The following is an 18324-nucleotide window of genomic DNA, read 5'->3' as shown; positions in this document are numbered from 1 at the left end:
TCCCTTACGCCTGGAGGCCGCGGCGGCGGCGAAGCCAGGCCTCGCCCTGCCGCAGCATCACGTCGATGGCCATGCCGACGAGGCCGATCGCGACCATGCCGGCCATCACGGTCGGGGTCGCCACATTGGCCTGCGCCTGCACCATCATGAATCCGACCCCGGCCGCCGCGACGATCAGCTCCGCCCCGACCAGCGACTGCCAGCCGAGCCCCGCCGAGACGCGCAGGCCCGAGACGATCGAGGGGGTCGCCGCCGGCAGCAGGATTTCCAGGATCATCCGCAGATGCCCGGTGACCAGCATGCGCGCCGCCTCGATCAGCCGCGGCTCGACGAAGCGGGCCCCGCGATAGGCGTTGATCAGGCAGGGCGGAAAGGCGCCGGCGAAGATGATCAGGATCGGCCCACCGATGCCGACGCCGAACCAGAGCGCGGCGAAGGGCACCCAGGCGATCGGCGCGATGAAGCGCAGGCCGTCGAAGAGCGGGGTGACGACATCGTCGAGCCAGCGGAACCAGCCCATCAGCAGGCCGAGCGGCACCCCGATGAAGGCCGCCAGCAGCACGCCATAGGCATAGCGCTGGAAGCTCGAAGCCAGATGCTGCGGCAGTGTCGCACCAGCGAAAGGATTGGTCAGAAGATGGACGAAACGCGTGAGGACATCGAGCGGCGAGGGCAGGAACTGGCGCGGCACGATGCCGAAGGCCGACAGCGCCGCCCAGAGCCCGATGAAGCCGACGAGGCCGAGCGCGCCCCAGGCGCATTTCTCGCTCAGGCGCAGGGGGATCGTCTGCATCAATCCCTCCCCGCCACGTTCCAGGCGAGCGCGCGGCGCTCGACCCGGCCGAGCGCATAGGTCGTCGCCCAGCCGAGCACGCCGACCGTCACCATCCCCACCAGGATCATGCCGGGGTAGATGTCCTGCTGGGCCATGTTGAGCACGAAGCCGATGCCGGCGAGCGCGCCGACGAGCTCAGCCGCGACCAGCGTCGTCCAGGAGGCCTGGAGTGAGAGGCGCAGGCCGGTGAAGATCATCGGGGCGGCGGCCGGGGCGATCACCTCCGTGACCATCCGCCAGCGCGGCGTGCCCAGCATTTGCGCGGCCTCGATGATCGGGCGGTCGATGTTCCGCACGCCGGCGAAGGAGTTGATCACCGAGGGCACGAAGGCGGCAAACCAGATCACCATGATCTTGGCGCCGTCGCCGAGGCCGAGCCAGAGGATCGCGAGCGGAATCCAGGCCAGCGGCGGGATCGGCCGGATGATCAGGAAGATCGGGTTGATCGCGGCCTCGGCCCTGCGGTCCCAGCCCATCCAGAGGCCGAGCGGCACGCCGGTGGCGATCGCGACGAGAAAGCCCATCACGACCAGCTTCACGCTCTGCAGCGCATGGGCCGCGAGCCCGCCGCCCGCATAGCCGCGTGTCGCGATCTGATTCAGCGAAACCCAGAAGTCGGCGGGCGACGGGAAGCGGCCGGGCGAGATGAAGCCCGTCGCCGTGGTCAGGCCGAACCACAGCAGCAGCACAGCCGCCACCGAGCCCAGGCCGATCCATCCGCGTCGTCCGATCATGGCGTTTCCCGATGCGCTCTTCTTATGAAAGCGCTTTCAGCAAACGTTCCAGATCATCGCCAACGTGTCAACCTCCTTTGGATTATGTTGCGATTCGATCGTTCCGCTTGCTGTCAGACACGAGATGAGCCTAGATCGAATGAAAGAACTTTCATAAACACGGTGGTGAGCGCAATGCGCGTCAAGCTGAGCGATGTGGCCCGGGATGCGGGCGTATCCGCCGCAACCGTGTCGCGTGCCATCGCCCAACCCGAGCTTCTGTCCTCGGAAACGCTGGCTCGTGTCAGGGCCAGTGCCCAGCGCCTCGGCTACCTGCCGGACGGGGCCGCACGCGCGCTCGCCTCCGGCCGGTCCATGACCATCGGCGCAATCGTGCCCACGCTCGACAGCGCGATCTTCGCGCGCGCGCTGCAAGCGATGCAGGCGACCCTGGCGCAATCGGGCTACCTGCTTCTGGTCGCCTCGCACGAGGCCAGCCCCGCCGCCGAGACGCAGGCCGTGCGCGCGCTTTTGGGACGCGGCGTCGACGGGCTGATGCTGGTCGGAGCCGAACGGGCGCCGGAGACGACGGCCCTGCTGCGCGCCTCCGGTCTGCCGGTGGTGCTGACCTGGTGCGGGGATGGCCACTTCACCGCCGTTACCATCGACAACGCCATGGCCGGGCGCCTGGCCGCGGAGCACCTGATCAGCCTCGGCCACCGCCGGATCGGCATGATCGTCGGCCATCTGCAGTTCAACGATCGCCAGAGGGCGCGGCTCGCCGGCGCACGCTTGGCACTGGAGGAGGCCGGCCTGTCGCTGCCTGATCCGCTCGTCGTCGAGCAGTCGCTGACCCTCGCCGGGGGGCGCGCCGGATGCGCCATGTTGCTCGACCTCGACGACCGTCCCACGGCGCTGATCGGGGGCATCGATCTCTTCGCGATCGGCTGCCTCGAGGAAGCGCATGCCCGCGGCATGGCCGTTCCCGATGATCTCAGCGTCGTCGGCATCGACGGGCTGGACATGTCGGCCCATGTTTCGCCGGGCCTGACGACCGTCCATGTCCCCACTGGCCGGATCGGCAACCTCGCGGCGCAGACCCTGATCGCCATGGTCGCCCATCGACCGGTTCAGCAGGAGACGTTGCTGCCCGTCGAACTGGTGGTGCGGCGCTCATCGCAGGCGCATATCGCCCTCTAGAGCGGCAGCCGGGCGGCTCGCGAAGCCACTCAAGCCAGCATGCGCGTGTCGCCGCAGACCGATATCTCCTGCCCCGAGATCGTCTTGGCGAAGGGCGAGGCGAGGAAGACGATCTGTTTGGCGATGTCGGCGGGGTCGACGAACTGCTTGATCGAGACGCCGGCGAAGAGGCGCTGCGTCATCTCCTCATGGCTGACGTTGAAGCTGCGCGCCTTGTTGGCGATGACGCTCTGGATACGCGGCCCCTCGACGAGACCGGGGCAGATCGCGTTGGCGCGGATGCCGAATTCGCCGAGCTCGGCGGAGAGCGCCTTGGTGAAGCCGATGACGCCCCATTTCGCCGCGGCATAGGGCGAGCGCAGCGGGAAGCCGTGCTTGCCGGCCTGGCTGGAGAGGTTGACGATCGAGGCGTTCTTCGACTGCTTGAGATGCGGGACGGCGAGCCGCGTGCAGTTGAACTGCCCGGTCAGATCGATCGCGACGCAAGCATCCCAGTCCTCGGGCGCGATCTCGTCGACGCGGCCGGTGGGCCCCGCGATACCGGCGTTGTTGACCAGGCAGTCGAGCCCGCCGAGCGCCGCCAGCGCCTCATCCATCAGCCGCGCCACGGCGGCCCGGTCCGAGACGTCGCAGACCGACTGCGTCATCGCCGGGTCGCTCTTGGCCATGTCGGCCAGCGCGGCATGATCGACGTCGCAGATATGGACTTTCGCGCCCTCGGCCGCGAAAGCGCGCGCCGTGGCGCGGCCGATGCCGTTGGCGCCGGCCGTCACCAGCACGCGCAGCCCCTCGATCTGCAGATCCATTCGTCTCTCCCCGTCAGGCCCGAAGCTGGCCCGTTTCCTCGATATGGGCGGCGGCGGCCGCGATGTCGTCTTGAAGCGCCGCGCGGGCGGCCGGCGCGTCCCGGCGGCGCACGGCCTCGAGCAGGCGGGCATGGGCCTGCATGGCGCTGCCGCCTTCGAGCCGGCGCGGCTCGTGGCGCATGTCGAGATTGAGGATCGGCCCGGCCTTGAGCCAGAGCCGCTCGATCATCTCGATCAGGCTCGGCATGGCGGCCGCCTCGTAGAGCGCAAAATGCAGGTCGCGATTGGCGGCGACGGCGGCGGCGCTGTCGGGCGGATCGGCGCTCGCCGCCTGGCGAAAGGCCGTGTCGTAGGCTGAGACCCGCTCGATGTCGGCCGGCGTCGCCTGGCGTGCCGCCTCCTCCGCCGCGAAGCCCTCGACGACGAGGCGCAGCCGCGTCAGTTCGCGAAACTGCGCCAGCGAGAGCACGGGCACGCGCACCGCCCGCCCCGGCAGCACCTCGAGCGCGCCGTCGGCCGCGAGCCGGCTGACCGCCTCGCGCACCGGCATCATCGAGACGCCGAGCGCCTCGGCGACGCGGCGCAGCGACAGCTTCTCGCCGGGCGCGAGGCGGCCCGCAACGAGGAGGGACCGCAGTTCGCCCGTGACGCGCTCGCCCAGCGTCTCGCGCGCCAGCGCACCGATGGCATCGAGCGCTGAGGGATCGCTCTCCCCCGGGGGAGAAGGCCGTTCGGTAGCGGCTCGCAAGGGCTGGACAGCGGCGGTCATGTCTGCCAACCTAACTGTGATCACAGATCACGACAAGCGGCGTCAGACCGCTGATCAACACCCGCCGACGCCCCAACGGCGCGGCGCCCGTTCTGGGAGGAACGCTCATGACAGACCTGTTGAAGACGACCCGACTCTCGCGCCGGCAGGCGCTGGCCGGTCTCGGCGTCGGAACCGCCGCCGGCCTGATCGCCAGTCCCTCGATCATCCTGGCGCAGACACCCGACGCGATCCGCTTCGGCCATCTGACACCGCGCACGGGCTTTCTCGGCCCGCTCGGCGAATATGGCGTGATGGCGGTCGATCTCGCAGTCGAGGAGATCAATGCGGCCGGCGGCGTCAACGGCCGCAAGCTCGAGGCGCTGAAGGAGGACTCGGTCAATCCGCAGACCGCCTCGACCAAGGCCGAGCGCATGATCGAGCGCGACAAGGTCACCTGCATTCTCGGCGAGATCTCCTCGGCCTCCTGCCTGACGATCTCGCAGGTCGCGGCGCGCAACAAGACGCTCTTCGTCAACACCGGCGGCAACTCCGACGCGCTGCGCGGCGAGAGCTGCAACCGCTACATGTTCCATGTCGAGCACCAGAACTCGATGTATGTGAAGAGCTGTGGCCGCTCGCTGATGGCGCAAGGGCTGGTGAAGGGCAAGAAATGGTTCTCGCTGACCGCCGACTACGCCTTCGGCCATGACCTGCTCAAGGTCGCCAAGCGCTTCATGGAGGCCAATGGCGGCCAGTTCGCCGCCGACAAGCTGGTGCCGACCGACGCGACCGACTTCTCGGCGCTGCTGCTCGAAATCCGCGCCGCCAAGCCCGACCTCGTGATCTCGAACCTCGCCGGCAACCAGATCACCAACTTCCTGAAGCAGTACGCGGAGTTCGGCCTGACCTTCCCGGTCGCCGGCTTCGGCTTCGACACGGCGCTGGCCTGGGCCGCCGGCAAGGACAACTTCGCCGGCATCTGGCCCTGCGTCTGGCACCATTTGGTCGACACCCCCGGCACCAAGGCCTTCGTCGCCGCCTTCACCAAGAAGTACGGCAAGCCGCCGGAGAACCAGGCCTGGGGCGACTATATGGCCGTGAAGATCATGGCGCAGTCGATGAACGAGCTGAAATCGACCGAGACGGCCAAGATCCTCGAGCATTGGGAGAAGGGCGCGAAGTTCGACGTGCTCAAGGGACGGCCCGGCTATTTCCGCGCCTCCGACCACCAGCTCATCAGCGAGATGTACACGATCACGGCGCTGCCGGCCGCGCAGGTGAAGAACCCGTGGGACCTGTTCACCTCCTCGCCCGCCGTCCCCGGTCCGAACGAGGACATGGAGATCATCGCCACCAGCGGCGACGAGGCCGTCTGCAAGATGAGCTGAGGGCTCATTCGCCCTCTGACACCCGGGCCGTCATCCCGGACAAGCCGCGAAGCGGCGCCGATCCGGGATCCATCGTAGAGCCAATCCCTTGGGCGGTATCCGCCCTACGATGGATCCCGGAGCTCCGCTTCGCTGCGTCCGGGATGACGGCGCGTTTCACAGCCTAACCGTCCGACTGGAAGCCAATCCTTGCTCACCCTCTTCATCCAGCAGGTGCTGAACGGGCTGCTCGACGGGGTCTATTACCTCCTGATCGCGCTCGGCCTGTCGCTGATCTTTTCGCTGGGCGGCATCGTCAACCTGGCGCATGGCGCCTTCTATGCGATCGGCGCCTATCTCACGATCGTGCTGGCCCCGCATATCGGCTTCGGCGGCGCCATGGTGGCCTCGCCGGTGCTGGTGGCGCTGATCGGCATCGTCGTCGAGCGCGGGCTGTTCCAGCGCTTCTACCGCTCGGACCCGATCCTCTCGCTGCTGTTGACCTTCGGGCTCGCCATGGTGGCGGAGCAGTCGCTGCGGATGATCTTCGGGGCGCCGCCGCTCTCCTTCTCGATCCCGCCCGCCCTGCGCGGCCAGATCTTCATCGGCGACTTCATCTATTCGCGCTACCGGGCGATGCTGCTGCTGATCGCGGCGGGCTGCGTGCTAGGCCTGTGGTTCCTGCTGCAGCGCACCGCCTTCGGCCGCGTCGTGCGGGCTGGCGTCCAGAACCCCGACATGGTCGGCGCGCTCGGCATCTCTTTGCAGCCCTACATGGTCGCGGTCGCCGGCATCGGCATCGGGCTCGCGGGGCTGGCCGGCGTGCTGCTGGCGCCGATCTATTCGATCCATCCCGCCATGGGGCAGGAGATCATCACGCCGGCCTTCGTCGTCGTCGTCATCGGAGGCCTGGGTTCGTTCTGGGGCGTCGTGGTCGCCGCGCTGATGGTCGGGCTGGTGAAGGGCATCACGATCGGGCTCGGCTACACGCAATGGTCGACCGCCGTGATCTACCTGATGATGCTGCTCGTCCTGCTGTTTAGGCCCCGCGGCCTGTTCGGCGAACGCATCCAGCGTTTCGAGTGAGGCCGCGATGACACCCGCACAGCGCGACCACGCGCCTCTCTTCATCGCCGCGACCGGCCTCGTCGCCCTGCCCTTCCTGATGGACGTCATCGGGCTCGGCACGACCTCGGCGACCGAAATCGTCGTCTTCGCCATCGCCTGCATGGCACTGAACATCCTCGTCGGCACCACGGGGCTGGTCTCCTTCGGCCATGGCGCCTGGTTCGGGCTCGCCGCCTATGCGGCCGGGCTGATCCAGCGCAACTGGCTGCCGGGCCAGTTCGCCCTGCCCATCCTGCTGGCCGTGCTCTTCGTCGGGCTGATCGCCTTTGTCTTCGGGGCGCTGATCCTGCGCCGCAAGGGGGTCTATTTTTCGCTGCTGACGCTGGCGCTGGCGGCGATGACCTATTCGGTCGCCTTCCGCTGGACGGCCGTGACGGGCGGCGAGGACGGGCTCGGCGGCATCAAGCGGCCGCTCTTCCTCGGCATCGACTTCGAGCAGGCCTCGTCGTTCTACGTCCTCGTCGCGCTGATCGGCATGGCGGTGGTCTACGGCCTCTGGCGCTTCCATCGCTCGCCCGTCGGCACCGTGCTGGTCGCGATCCGGGAGAACGAGCAGCGCGCGCGTTTCCTCGGCTATGCCACCGACCGCTACAAGCTGATCGCCTTCACGCTCTCGGCCGCGCTGACGGGGTTGGCCGGCTCGCTGCTGCTGTTCAACAACCGCATGACCTCGGCCGAGCCGATCTCGGTCGCCTTCTCCGGCGAATTGCTGGCGATGGTCGTGATCGGCGGGATGCGCTCGTTTTTGGGGCCGGCGCTCGGCGCGCTGTTCTTCGTGATCTTCCGCGACTACCTCTCCAGCATCACGCCCAACTGGCTGTTCTGGTTCGGCCTGCTCTTCGTCGGCTTCATCGTCTTCTCGCCGACCGGCATCGTCGGCTTCGGCGAGCGCCTGCTGCGGCCCTTCCGCAAGGCGGTCGTGGGCGATGCGGCGATGTCGGAGCGCAAGGCCGGCACGGTGACGCTGCCCGCCTTCATGAAGCCGGGCGATCCCATCGACGGGCCGATCCTGACCGCGCGGGGGCTCGCCAAGAGCTTCGGCGGCATCAAGGCGGTCGAGGGCGTCGACATCACCATGGCCGACCGCCGGCTTCATGCGCTGATCGGCCCCAACGGCGCCGGCAAGACAACCGCGTTCAACCTGATCTCCGGGCTGTTTCCGCCCGATCGCGGCGAGGTGCGGCTGCGCGAGCGCGCGATCGGCGGGATGTCACCCGAGGCGATCACCCAGGCCGGCATCGGGCGCGCTTTCCAGATCACCAACCTGTTCCCGACGCTGTCGGTCGAGGAGAATGTGCGGCTGGCCGTCCAGGCCCGCGCCGAGGCGCGCTTCGGCTTCTGGCGGCCGGCCGGCGCGCTCGACGAGGTCAACGCCCAGACTGCGACGGTGATCGACACGATGGGCCTGCGCGGCATCGAGACGGCGGAGGCCGGATCGCTGAGCTATGGCGGCCAGCGCCTGCTCGACATGAGCCTCGCACTCGCGACCAAGCCGCGCGTTCTGCTGCTCGACGAACCGCTGGCGGGTCTCGCCGCGGCCGAGCGCGAGCGTGTCGGCAATCTGATCAAGTCGATCTCGACCGACCTGCCGGTGCTGCTGGTCGAGCACGACATCGACCGCGTCTTCGCCATCGCCGACCATGTCACCGTGATGAACGAGGGCTCGGTGCTGGTCGACGGCACGGTCGAGGATGCGCGCTCGTCGCCGCGCGTGCAGGAGATCTATATTGGCTCGGGCGCGCATGCGCTGGCCGAGAAGCCGCGCCAGAGCGCCGCGCGATCGGGCGTCCTGCTCGGCCTCGACAAGGTCGACACCTTCTACGGCAAGAGCCACATCCTGCGGCAGGTCTCGCTCGACGTGCATGAGAACGAGATCGTCGCGCTGCTCGGCCGCAACGGCGCCGGCAAGTCGACGCTGCTCAAGACCATCACCGGCATCTCTCCGCCGGCGAGCGGCACGATCACGCTGGCGGACCAGAACATCGCCGGGCAGCCGCCCGCCGCGATCGCGCGCGCCGGCATCGCCTATGTGCCGCAGGGCCGCGGGCTCTTCGCCGGCATGAGCGTCAAGGACAATATGGAGCTCGGCCGGCTCAAGCGCGTCACCGGCAACGGCACGCATTGGGACGACGAGAAGATCTTCGCCTTCTTCCCGCGCATCAAGCAGCGCTGGCATTCGCCGGCCGACTATCTGTCGGGCGGCGAGCAGCAGATGGTGGCGGTGGCGCGCGCGCTCTCGGGCGACACCCGCGTGCTCCTGCTCGACGAGCCCTTCGAGGGGCTGGCGCCGGCCGTCGTCGAGGAGCTGTTCGAGGCCTTCGACAAGCTCCGCCAGGAGATCGGGATCGTCATCGTCGACCATCATCTCGACCTGGCTCTGGCGCTGTCGGACCGCACCGTCGTGCTCGAGCGCGGAACGGTCGTCCATACCGGCCCCTCGCGTGCACTGAGCCAGGACCTCGCGCTGCGACGGCAGGTGTTGTGGCTGTGAGCCAGGCCGTTCTCTTCCTCAGCCCTCATCCTGAGGAGCCGCGCAGCGGCGTCTCGAAGGATGGTCCAGGAGGATCCGGAAGCATCTGGAGCATCCTTCGAGACGCGATCCTGCGGATCGCTCCTCAGGATGAGGCCGAAACATGATTTGCCCGAAGGATTGTCTCCCATGACCAGCATCGCCATCGTCGGTTCGGGCCTGATCGGCCGCGCCTGGGCCACCGTCTTCGCCAGCCATGGCTGTTCGGTCGCGCTGCATGACGTCGCGCCGGGCGCCGCGGAGGCCGCTCGAGCGCATATCGGCACCAATCTCGAGGAGCTTGCCGGCCATGGGCTGGTCGAGGACCCGAAGGGATCGCTGGCCCGCATCCGTGTCGCCGGCGACCTCGCCGATGTCCTGACGGGTGCCGACCTCGTGCAGGAGAACGGGCCTGAAACCGTCGCGGCGAAGCAGCAGCTCTTCGCCGAGATGGATGCGATCTGTCCGCCCTCGACCATCCTGGCCTCCTCGACCTCCTTTATCATGGCCTCGGTGTTCAGCGAGGCTCTCGCAGGCCGGGCGCGCTGCCTCGTCGCGCATCCGGTCAACCCGCCCCATCTCGTACCCATCGTCGAGTTGGCGCCGGCGCCCTGGACCGACCCGGTGGTGGTCGAGCGCGCACGGGTGATCTACGAGCAGGCCGGCCAGGTGCCGATCGTCCTGCGCAAGGAAAAGCCGGGCTTCGTGCTCAACCGGCTGCAGGCCGTGCTGCTGGCGGAGGCCTTCCGTATCGTCGGTGAGGGCGTCGCCAGCGCTGAGGATGTCGACAAGACGATCCGCGACGGCCTGGGCCTGCGCTGGTCCTTCATGGGGCCGTTCGAGACGATCGAGCTCAATGCGCCCGGCGGCATCCCCGATTACTGCGCGCGCTATTCCGCCTCGCTCGACCGCATGGTGAAATCCTCCGAAGGGCTCGGCAATCCGTTCGACGCCGCGACGGTCGAGACCGTGATGAGCGAATGGCGCGGCGCCCAGTCGCCCGAGCGGGTGAAGCGGCTGAGCGACTGGCGCGACACGCGGCTGGCCGCGCTGCAGGCGCATAAGCGCGCATCGAAAAGCAAGCCGGGATGAACGTTATCCTTCTCTCAGCCCTCATCCTGAGGAGCCGCGCAGCGGCGTCTCGAAGGATGGTCCAGAGCACGCTGGAACATCCTTCGAGACGCGGACTTGCAGTCCGCTCCTCAGGATGAGGGCCGAGGTGACCGAAGCCGATTCGAACTGAGAGGAAGCCCGACCATGGCCAAGAACCGCAAAGTCATCATCACCTGCGCGGTCACCGGCGCGATCCACACGCCTTCGATGTCGCCACATCTGCCGGTGACGCCGGACGAGATCATCGAGGCGGCTGTCGGAGCCGCAGAGGCCGGCGCCGCGCTGGTCCATGTCCATGCCCGAAACCCGGTCACCGGCCAGCCCGACCAGTCGCCCGAGGCCTTCGAGCCCTTCCTCAAGGTGATCAAGCAGCGCTCGGACTGCGTGATCAACATCACCACCGGCGGCGCCCCGACCATGGGGGTGGAGGAGCGGCTCGGCCCCTGTGCGCATTTCAAGCCAGAGGTCGCCTCGCTCAACATGGGCTCGATGAATTTCGGCCTCTACCCGATGCTGGCCCGGTTCAAGGAGTTCGAGCACGACTGGGAGCGGCCCTATCTCGAAGGCTCGAAGGACCGGATCTTCAAGAACACCTTCCAGGACATCGAGAACATCCTCACCACCTGCGCGGAGAACAACACGCGCTTCGAGATCGAGTGCTACGACATCGGCCATCTCTACACGCTGGCGCATTTTGTCGACCGCGGGCTGGTGAAGCCGCCCTTCTTCGTGCAGTCGGTCTTCGGCATCCTCGGCGGCATCGGGCCCCATCCCGAGGACGTCGTTCACATGAAGCGCACGGCTGACCGGCTGTTCGGCGACCAGTATCACTGGTCCGTCCTCGGCGCCGGCCGTCACCAGCTTCCCATCGCTGCGATGTCGGTCGCCATGGGCGCCAATCTGCGCGTGGGCTTGGAGGATTCGCTCTGGCTCGGCCCGGGGCAGCTCGCGAAGTCGAACGCCGACCAGGTCCGGGCCGCCCGTATGATCATCGAGGGGCTCGGGCTCGATGTGGCGACGCCTGCCGACGCCCGCGAGATGCTGCAGCTCAAGGGCGCCGACAAGGTCAATTTCTAGCCGGCATCCGCAACGCCCATCCGCGATGGTGCCTTCTCGGCCGGATGCGATCGGCTTAAGGTCGCTGCCGTGCGCCCATGGGCTCCGAGCGGATGGAACGATGACGACTGTCGATCTCAATGCGGATCTCGCCGAGGGCTTCGGCGCCTATCGCTGCGGCGACGACGCGGCGATGCTCCAGGTCGTGACCTCGGCCAATGTCGCCTGCGGGCTGCATGCCGGCGATCCCGAGATCATGGCGCAGACCTTCTCGGTCGCCCGCGAGCGCGGGGTCGCCGTCGGGGCGCATCCGGGCTTTCCGGATCTCTGGGGCTTCGGCCGGCGGCGCATCCCCTTCTCGACGGGCGAGATCGAGCGGCTCGTCGCCTATCAGATCGGCGCGGCGGCCGCGCTCGCCAGCTATGCCGGCCATCGCATCACCTATGTCAAACCCCATGGCGCGCTCGGCAACATCTCCTGCGAGGAGCGGCCGGTGGCCGATGCGATCGCACGGGCGATCAAGGCGGTCGATCCCGGCCTCGCCCTGCTGGGCACGGCGCTGACCGCCCAGGTTGCGGCCGGAGAAGCGGCCGGGCTGCGGGTCCATCAGGAGATTTTCGCCGACCGTGGCTATACAGAAGAGGGGCAACTGGTCGGGCGTCACCTGCCGGGCGCAATGATCACCGATGCCCGGGAGGCCGCCGAGCGCGTCGTCGCGATGGTGCAGGAAGGGGCGCTGATCACGCTCTCCGGGCGACGGCTGGCGACGGGGATCGACTCCATCTGCGTCCATGGCGATTCCGACCATGCGGTGGCGACGGCGCGCGCCGTCAGGCGGGCGCTGGAGCAGGCCGGCATCGGCATCGCCGCCTTCACATGAGCGACAGGACTGCCGCCGGCCCCGTCTTTCTTGATGCGGGCGAATCGGCGCTCGTGGTCGAATTCGGCCGCAGCGTCGATCCCGCTATCAGCGACCGCGTCCTGGCGCTCGATGCGGCGCTGGCCGCCGCGCCTCCCGAGGGCCTGCGCGAACTGGTGCCGACCTATCGCTCGCTGATGATCCATTACGATCCGCTCCGGCTCGATCGCGCCCGGCTCGTCGACCTGGTCGAAGAACGACTCGCAGCGCCATCTGCGGTCCCTCGCGCCGGCGCGCTCTGGACGATCCCCTGCTGCTATGCTCCGCCGCATGGCGAGGACCTCGCCGAGATGGCGGCGCTGCTGGGGATGCCGCCCGAGAGCGCCGCCGATCTGCATGCCGCAGCGCGCTATCGCATCTACATGTACGGGTTCTCGCCGGGCTTCACCTATCTCGGCGGGTTGCCGGAGCCGCTGGCGATCTCGCGGCGGGCCCGGCCGCGCCCGCCGCATGACAGCAAGGCGGTGCTGGTGGGAGGAGGCCTGAGCGCGATCGCCAGCTTCGCGATGCCCACGGGCTGGTATGTCGTCGGCCGCACGCCGGAACGGCTCTACGCCCCGGAGCGGGCAAGCGCCTTCCTGTTCGAGCCGGGCGACAGCCTGCGCTTCGAGGCGATCGATCCCGCCACCTTCGCGGCGCTGGAGGCGCGCGCGGATGCAGGCGAGGTCGTGGCCCGACAGACGCCGACATGACGGCCCTGCGCATTCTCTCCTGTGGCCCCGGCGTCACCGTGCAGGATGGCGGCCGCCACGGCTATCTCCGTTATGGCGTGACGGTGGCCGGCCCGATGGATGCCCTCGCCCATGCCGTCGCCAGCCGCGCCGTGGGGAACAGGCAGGACGGCGCGGCCCTCGAGGTCTCGCTCGGGGGCGTCGAGCTCACCGCCGAGGATGGGCCGCTGACGATCGCGGTGGCAGGAGGAACGTTCCAGACGACGCTCGACGACCAGCCCCTGCCGCCGGTGGTGGTCGTGACCCTCGAACCCGGCGCGAAGCTGCGGCTGCGCGCCGGTACGGCGGGCATGTGGTGCTATCTCGCCGTCGCAGGGGATCTCGCTCTCCCGGCGGTGCTGGGCTCGCGCGCAACCCATGCGCGCACCGGCATGGGGGGCCTCGACGGGCGGATGCTGCAGGCCGGCGACCGGATTGCGGTGTCGCCGAGCGCAGGCGCAGCGGACAGCGGGGCGATCGTCGCACCGCTGCTCGACCGACCGGCCGACATCATCAGGGTGCTGCCCGGCCCGCAGCAGGACTATTTTGCCGACGACCAGATGGCGGCCTTCCTCGCCGGACCCTGGCGGATCTCGCCGCGCGGCGACCGCATGGCCTGTTTTCTGGAAGGGCCGGTCCTGCGCCATGCGGGCGGCTTCAACATCCCCTCCGACGGCGTCGCCATGGGCGCGATCCAGGTTCCCGGCGAAGGCCAGCCCATCGTGCTGATGGCGGATCGCCAGTCGACCGGCGGCTACCCCAAGATCGCGACCGTCATCGGCGCCGATCTCGGCCGTCTCGCCCAGGCGCGGCCGGGGACCGAGATCGCCTTCCGGGCCGTGTCGCATGCGCAGGCCGTCCGTGCCCTGGCGGAGCAGAGGGCATTCCTCGACGCACCGATTCCGATCGAGCCGCTTCGGCGGGACCGGTTCAGCTCCGAATTCCTGCTCGGCCGGAACCTCGTCAGCGGCTGGATCGATGCGCGGCAGCCTAGCTGAACACGAGCCCCTCGCCTTTCAGGCTGCCTCTTCGATGAAGGTCGCGACGAAGCGCACGAGTTCGCTCTGGCGCGCCGTCCCCGTCTTGGCGAAGAGGCGCTGGAGATGGGTGCGGGCGGTCGTCCTGGCGATGCCGAGTTTCCTGGCGGCGACGACCGTGTCGAGGCCCTTGACGATGAGGCCGAGCATGCGGGCCTCGGTAGGAGTCAGCCCGCACGCCTCGGCGACCTCGTCGACCTTCCGGTCGATCATGCGCTGAGGATCGTCGACGGTCAGCACGAACAGGTCCATGCCCGCTCCGGCGAGATGGACGGCATCGACGATGGTCTGGCGGCCGCAGCGCAGAGCGAGCGGCAGGCGGATTTCTTCCGCGGCCGCGCCGGTGCAGCGGCGCTTGAGCCAGGTCTGCAACCGCGCCGCGAAGAGCTTGTCCGAACAGACGAGGCGCCCATCGCCGCCGAGGCCTTCCCGGGCCAGAGCCGCTGCGCTGGGATTGCTGAAGTGGACGCGCAGATCGGCGTCGATGATGAAGAGCGGCTTGGCGCTGCGGGCGCCGCCCTGCGAATGGTCGGGCCCCTGATTGATGCGGGGCTGGATCGGCTGCAGCGCCGCTGCGGATGGAATGCTGAAGATCATTGACATGCGAGAAGCATCCCCGGTTCCGAGCATCGTCGCGGTCTCCCATGGAACAGCCGGTCGAGCCCGGACCTGCCATTCAGCCTTGTTCGGCCTCCTTCCTTGGTCGCGGCAGGCTGCGCGGCGGTTCAACGGCCGCCGTCTCCACGCCGCCGCCCAGTGGGGCGCGGGCGCAGTCAGATGCGCAGCGAGAGCTTGTAGGTGTAGGTGTCGCCCCGAAAGAGGCCTTCGACATATTCGAGCATGTCGCCGTCACGCCCGAAACTGCGGCGCTTGATCAGCAGGCAGGGCAGCGGCGTGGCGAAGCCGAAGATGGCGCATTCCGCGGCCGTGGGGGCCGCCGCCTCGATGGTCTGCTCGCAATGGGCCAGCGGCACGCCCAACATCGCCAGCTGGGCATAGACGGATCCGGTGAGGTCCGCCTGCTCGAGCGCAGGCGCGCGTTCGAGATCGTACCAGGCGACCTCGCGCGACAGCGGGACGCCATCGCCACTGCGCACGCGCACGAGGTTGAGGAAGCGGGCCGAAGCGGGGCGGCCGAAGATCGATGCGACGGCCGCGTCGGTCACCACGGACTGCTCCAGGATGCGCGACGAGGGCACGCGGCCGAGGTCCCGCATCTCCTCGGTGAAGCCCTTGAGGCGGTCCATGCCGGAATGCAGCCGCGACCCGGGGCCCTGCACGATCGAGCCCAGCCGTCCCTGTGCGCTCAGCAGCTTGCGCTCGCGCAGCGCGTTATAGGCCCGCTGCACGGTGCTGCGGCTCAGCGCGAGCTTCTCGGCCAGTTGCCGCTCGGCCGGCAGCGTCGTCCCCGCCGGCAAAGTGCCATCCCCGATCAGCCGCGTCAGCTGGTCCACGAGCTGCTGATACAGGGGCTTGGCGGTGTCGTCGCGCAGTTCCAGGAGATCCTGGAACGGCGGCCTCGACAGAACGTTGGGGAGTTTGCGCGGAGTCATCGGCGACGGAGATGGGGCATCCGCCCTCCCGGAAGACAACAGGGATCACGAGCCATGGCCAAAGCGTCCGTGTTCGTTCTAGGCAGTTTCGTGGTGTCCTGCTCGGCCAAGGTCTCGCGCTTCCCACGCCCCGGAGAATCGCTTGCAGCCGATATCGTCACAATCGAGCCGGGAGGCAAGGGACTGAACCTCGCGATCGCCGCGCGACGCATCGGCGCAGAGGTCGACGGCGTGCTCGCCATCGGCGACGACCTCGCAGCCAGCTTCGCGGCACCGGCGCTCGAGCGGGCCGGCCTGCCGCCGGCCATGTCGATCCGCGTCGCCGGCAAGACCGGAAGCGGGGTCGGTTTCACCGATGCGCAGGGCGAGACCTGCCTCGCCATTGATCCCGGAGCCAACCGTTCCCTCAATGCGGAGCATGTGCGCGCGGCGGCCGACCGGTTGGCGGCGTCCGATCTGGTGATGGCGCAGTTCGAAATCGGCGATGCACCGATCCGCGAAGCCTTCGCGCTCGCACGGCAAGGCGGCATCGCGACGCTGCTCAACCCCTCGCCGTTCAGGCCGATCGCGCCGGATATCCTGGCCGATACGCATATTCTCGTGCTCAACCAGACGGAGGCGGAGGCGCTGGCTGCTGAGATCCTGCCCGAATGCGCAGACCCTGCCGAGCCGGCGCGCTTCGTCGCGGAATGGGGCCCCGCACTGCTTGCCCGCGGTCCCCGTCTCGTCGTCATGACGCTCGGCGCCGCCGGCGCGGTCGCGCTCTCCGCCGAGGGGGCGATCGGCCAGGCCGCGCTGCCGGTCGATCCAATCGATTCGCTCGGCGCGGGCGACGCGTTTGCCGCGACGCTCGGTGTCGCGCTGGCGCGGCACTGGAGCACGGCAGACGCGCTTCTCCACGCAGCCGCGGCGGGCGCCATCGCGACACGTCGGCCGGGTGTGTTCGAGGCGCTCGGGACACAGGCGGAGATCGATCAGTTGATCGGAATGCCACGCTGACCCCCCTCTGACAATGGACTGTTTTTGGACTTCCCGGCCACGCCGGGGGATGGTAGCTTCCCTGATCGGATCCGCCTGGACAGGCCGGCGAACGAGGAGCGGCCATGTCCGTGTCCAACATCGATGCAGTCATCGCGACCGTAGACAGCCTGCTCGATGGCGCGCTCGATCATGCCCGGATGCCGGCCGCCGTCGAGCGGCTGAGACAGCTCTTCGAGGGCTCGAAGGCGTGCCTCGCCTCGCTCGGCCCCGGCCTGTCGGCGGCTGACGCGGTGAGCACCAACAGCGACGAGGCCATGCAGCGCCGCTGCTACACGGATCTGTCCGAGGAGTTCTACCGCTTCGGCGAGGTGCTCCGCGCGGTGCCCGTCGGCACGGTCTATCGCGACGCGGATCTGTTCGGCCTCGAGGCGTTGCGGGCGAGCCGGGGCTGGCGCGAATGGATGGAACCGCAGGACATGTATGGCGGCATCGGCTGCCGGTTGGGGGATAGCGGGGCGCACCAACGGTTCTTCGACGTCCAGCGCGGGCGGCGCCAGGAGCCGTTCGGCGCCAGCGACGTCGCTTTGCTTCAGCGCCTGACGCCGGTGCTGCGCCGGGTCTCGATGCTCAGCCGCGAAGTCGGGCAGTTGCGCCTGCAGCGCGACGAGGCCCGCGGCGCGCTCGATGCGGTGACGCTCGCCATCATCCTCGTCGAGCGCGACGGGCGCGCGACCTATCTCAACCGCGGCGCCGACGATCTTCTGTCGGCGCCCTGCGGCCTCCTCGCCTTGAGACAGGGCCGCTTGGTCGCCCGGCAGCCCGGCGATCAGCGCGATTTCAAGCGGCTCCTGGACGGTGCATTCGCGCCGGGCGACGCCTTCGGCGAGCGCCGCAGCAGCCTCATCCTGCGCAGCGAACGGGGAGAAGTCGCGCCCCTGTCAATCTGCGTTGTTCCGGCGTCGCCGCGGCGCGCCGAAGGACCGCCGCCGGACCGACTGCTGGTCGCGCTGAAGCCGCTTGGGCAGGGCGACGAGATCGCGGCGAGCAGCCGGCAGCTGTTCGCCTTCACCGACTGCGAGTCCCGCATCGCCTCCGCTCTCGCCGGCGGCCTGTCGCTCGCCCAGGCGGCGGGGCTGCAGGGCATCAGGATTTCGACGGCCAGAACCCATCTCGCGCGGATTTTCCAGAAGACGGATACGCGGCAGCAGAGCCAACTCGTCGCGCTGCTGCAAAGCGCCGTCCTGCCCTTGCGCGGCCCACGCTGAGCAAGCGGCGGCAGCCAGTTCTTTTGACGTAAGCCCCGTTTTGGTGCTGACGTTCGTTTCCGGCTGCCCCCTGACGCAGCAACGCCCGCGGCTTTTGGGCTGCGGGCGTTTGGGATGGGATTTTGGTTGCGGGGGCCAGATTTGAACTGACGACCTTCAGGTTATGAGCCTGACGAGCTACCGGGCTGCTCCACCCCGCGGGGGTGTTGTGTGCATTGCCTTTGGGGGCATTGCGGAACGCGAACGCGGCGCTGGGGCTTTTTTGGCCCTGGCGCCGCGCGCGGTTTGTTTTGTGATGAGGGATATCCTTGACAGGCCCGGCAACGACCTACTCTCCCGGGTCTTGAGACACAGTACCATCAGCGCTGAGACGTTTAACGG

Annotated in this window: 17 protein-coding genes and 1 tRNA gene; 11 read left to right on the top strand and 7 right to left on the bottom strand. The window is 68.6% G+C overall.

The window, feature by feature from the left end; translation table 11 throughout:
- Positions 1–4: 4 nt before the first annotated feature.
- Complete coding sequence (locus Q8M82_RS07760) at positions 5–793, bottom strand: ABC transporter permease (protein ID WP_305690797.1); 789 nt, start codon at positions 791–793, stop codon at positions 5–7.
- Positions 793–1569, bottom strand: a complete 777-nt coding sequence (locus Q8M82_RS07755; protein ID WP_305690796.1) for an ABC transporter permease — start codon at positions 1567–1569, stop codon at positions 793–795. The genes Q8M82_RS07760 and Q8M82_RS07755 overlap by 1 nt, the downstream gene beginning before the upstream one ends.
- 174 nt (positions 1570–1743) lie before the next feature.
- Here Q8M82_RS07755 and Q8M82_RS07750 point away from each other — a divergent pair, with 174 nt between their 5' ends.
- Complete coding sequence (locus tag Q8M82_RS07750) at positions 1744–2748, top strand: LacI family DNA-binding transcriptional regulator (RefSeq protein WP_305690795.1); 1005 nt, start codon at positions 1744–1746, stop codon at positions 2746–2748.
- Between the two features lie 29 nt (positions 2749–2777).
- Here Q8M82_RS07750 and Q8M82_RS07745 read toward each other — a convergent pair whose 3' ends face one another.
- Both Q8M82_RS07745 and Q8M82_RS07740 read right to left on the bottom strand, forming a co-directional pair.
- Positions 2778–3554 carry an SDR family oxidoreductase gene (locus tag Q8M82_RS07745; protein ID WP_305690794.1) on the bottom strand — a complete coding sequence of 259 codons (777 nt, stop codon included), beginning with the start codon at positions 3552–3554 and terminating at the stop codon, positions 2778–2780.
- Positions 3555–3567: 13 nt separating this feature from the next.
- Complete coding sequence (locus Q8M82_RS07740) at positions 3568–4323, bottom strand: GntR family transcriptional regulator (RefSeq protein WP_305690793.1); 756 nt, start codon at positions 4321–4323, stop codon at positions 3568–3570.
- A 107-nt stretch (positions 4324–4430) separates the two neighbouring features.
- On the opposite strand from Q8M82_RS07740, the gene Q8M82_RS07735 reads away from it, so the two are divergent.
- The 8 genes from Q8M82_RS07735 (at position 4431) to Q8M82_RS07700 (ending at position 14105) form a co-directional block, all read left to right on the top strand.
- Positions 4431–5693, top strand: coding sequence for an ABC transporter substrate-binding protein (locus tag Q8M82_RS07735; protein WP_305690792.1), 1263 nt, complete (start codon positions 4431–4433; stop codon positions 5691–5693).
- 189 nt (positions 5694–5882) lie between these two features.
- A complete protein-coding gene (locus tag Q8M82_RS07730; RefSeq protein ID WP_192641722.1) occupies positions 5883–6758 on the top strand; it encodes a branched-chain amino acid ABC transporter permease in 876 nt (291 codons plus the stop codon).
- Between the two features lie 7 nt (positions 6759–6765).
- A complete protein-coding gene (locus Q8M82_RS07725) occupies positions 6766–9291 on the top strand; it encodes a branched-chain amino acid ABC transporter ATP-binding protein/permease (RefSeq protein WP_305690791.1) in 2526 nt (841 codons plus the stop codon).
- 168 nt (positions 9292–9459) lie between these two features.
- Positions 9460–10401, top strand: a complete 942-nt coding sequence (locus Q8M82_RS07720; protein ID WP_305690790.1) for a 3-hydroxyacyl-CoA dehydrogenase — start codon at positions 9460–9462, stop codon at positions 10399–10401.
- A gap of 165 nt (positions 10402–10566) precedes the next feature.
- The gene (kce, locus tag Q8M82_RS07715; protein WP_305690789.1) at positions 10567–11499 is read left to right on the top strand and encodes a 3,5-dioxohexanoate:acetyl-CoA acetone transferase; all 933 of its coding nucleotides are present in this window, start codon (positions 10567–10569) and stop codon (positions 11497–11499) included.
- A gap of 100 nt (positions 11500–11599) precedes the next feature.
- Positions 11600–12358 (top strand): 5-oxoprolinase subunit PxpA, encoded by a 759-nt coding sequence (locus Q8M82_RS07710; protein ID WP_305690788.1) that lies wholly within the window; start codon positions 11600–11602, stop codon positions 12356–12358.
- Positions 12355–13089, top strand: a complete 735-nt coding sequence (locus Q8M82_RS07705; protein ID WP_305690787.1) for a 5-oxoprolinase subunit B family protein — start codon at positions 12355–12357, stop codon at positions 13087–13089. Before Q8M82_RS07710 ends, Q8M82_RS07705 begins: the two co-directional genes overlap by 4 nt.
- Positions 13086–14105, top strand: coding sequence for a 5-oxoprolinase subunit C family protein (locus tag Q8M82_RS07700; protein WP_305690786.1), 1020 nt, complete (start codon positions 13086–13088; stop codon positions 14103–14105). Before Q8M82_RS07705 ends, Q8M82_RS07700 begins: the two co-directional genes overlap by 4 nt.
- Before the next feature lie 18 nt (positions 14106–14123).
- On the opposite strand, the gene Q8M82_RS07695 is transcribed toward Q8M82_RS07700, so the two are convergent.
- Together Q8M82_RS07695 and Q8M82_RS07690 are read right to left on the bottom strand one after the other, a co-directional pair.
- Positions 14124–14747, bottom strand: coding sequence for a helix-turn-helix transcriptional regulator (locus Q8M82_RS07695; RefSeq protein WP_305690785.1), 624 nt, complete (start codon positions 14745–14747; stop codon positions 14124–14126).
- 170 nt (positions 14748–14917) lie between these two features.
- Positions 14918–15562, bottom strand: coding sequence for a GntR family transcriptional regulator (locus Q8M82_RS07690; RefSeq protein ID WP_305690784.1), 645 nt, complete (start codon positions 15560–15562; stop codon positions 14918–14920).
- Here Q8M82_RS07690 and Q8M82_RS07685 point away from each other — a divergent pair.
- Together Q8M82_RS07685 and Q8M82_RS07680 are read left to right on the top strand one after the other, a co-directional pair.
- On the top strand, positions 15527–16696 hold the full coding sequence (locus Q8M82_RS07685) for a PfkB family carbohydrate kinase (RefSeq protein WP_305690783.1): 1170 nt from the start codon (positions 15527–15529) through the stop codon (positions 16694–16696). The genes Q8M82_RS07690 and Q8M82_RS07685 overlap by 36 nt on opposite strands.
- A gap of 104 nt (positions 16697–16800) precedes the next feature.
- The gene (locus tag Q8M82_RS07680) at positions 16801–17943 is read left to right on the top strand and encodes a helix-turn-helix transcriptional regulator (RefSeq protein WP_305690782.1); all 1143 of its coding nucleotides are present in this window, start codon (positions 16801–16803) and stop codon (positions 17941–17943) included.
- Positions 17944–18066: 123 nt separating this feature from the next.
- Here the strand turns inward: Q8M82_RS07680 and Q8M82_RS07675 are convergent.
- Positions 18067–18143, bottom strand: a tRNA-Met gene (locus Q8M82_RS07675).
- Between the last annotated feature and the right edge of the window lie 181 nt (positions 18144–18324).

This window comes from Allobosea sp. (genome assembly GCF_030694325.1).
In the GTDB taxonomy this organism is placed as follows: Bacteria; Pseudomonadota; Alphaproteobacteria; order Rhizobiales; family Beijerinckiaceae; genus Allobosea.
This window is presented reverse-complemented; position numbering and strand designations above follow the sequence as displayed.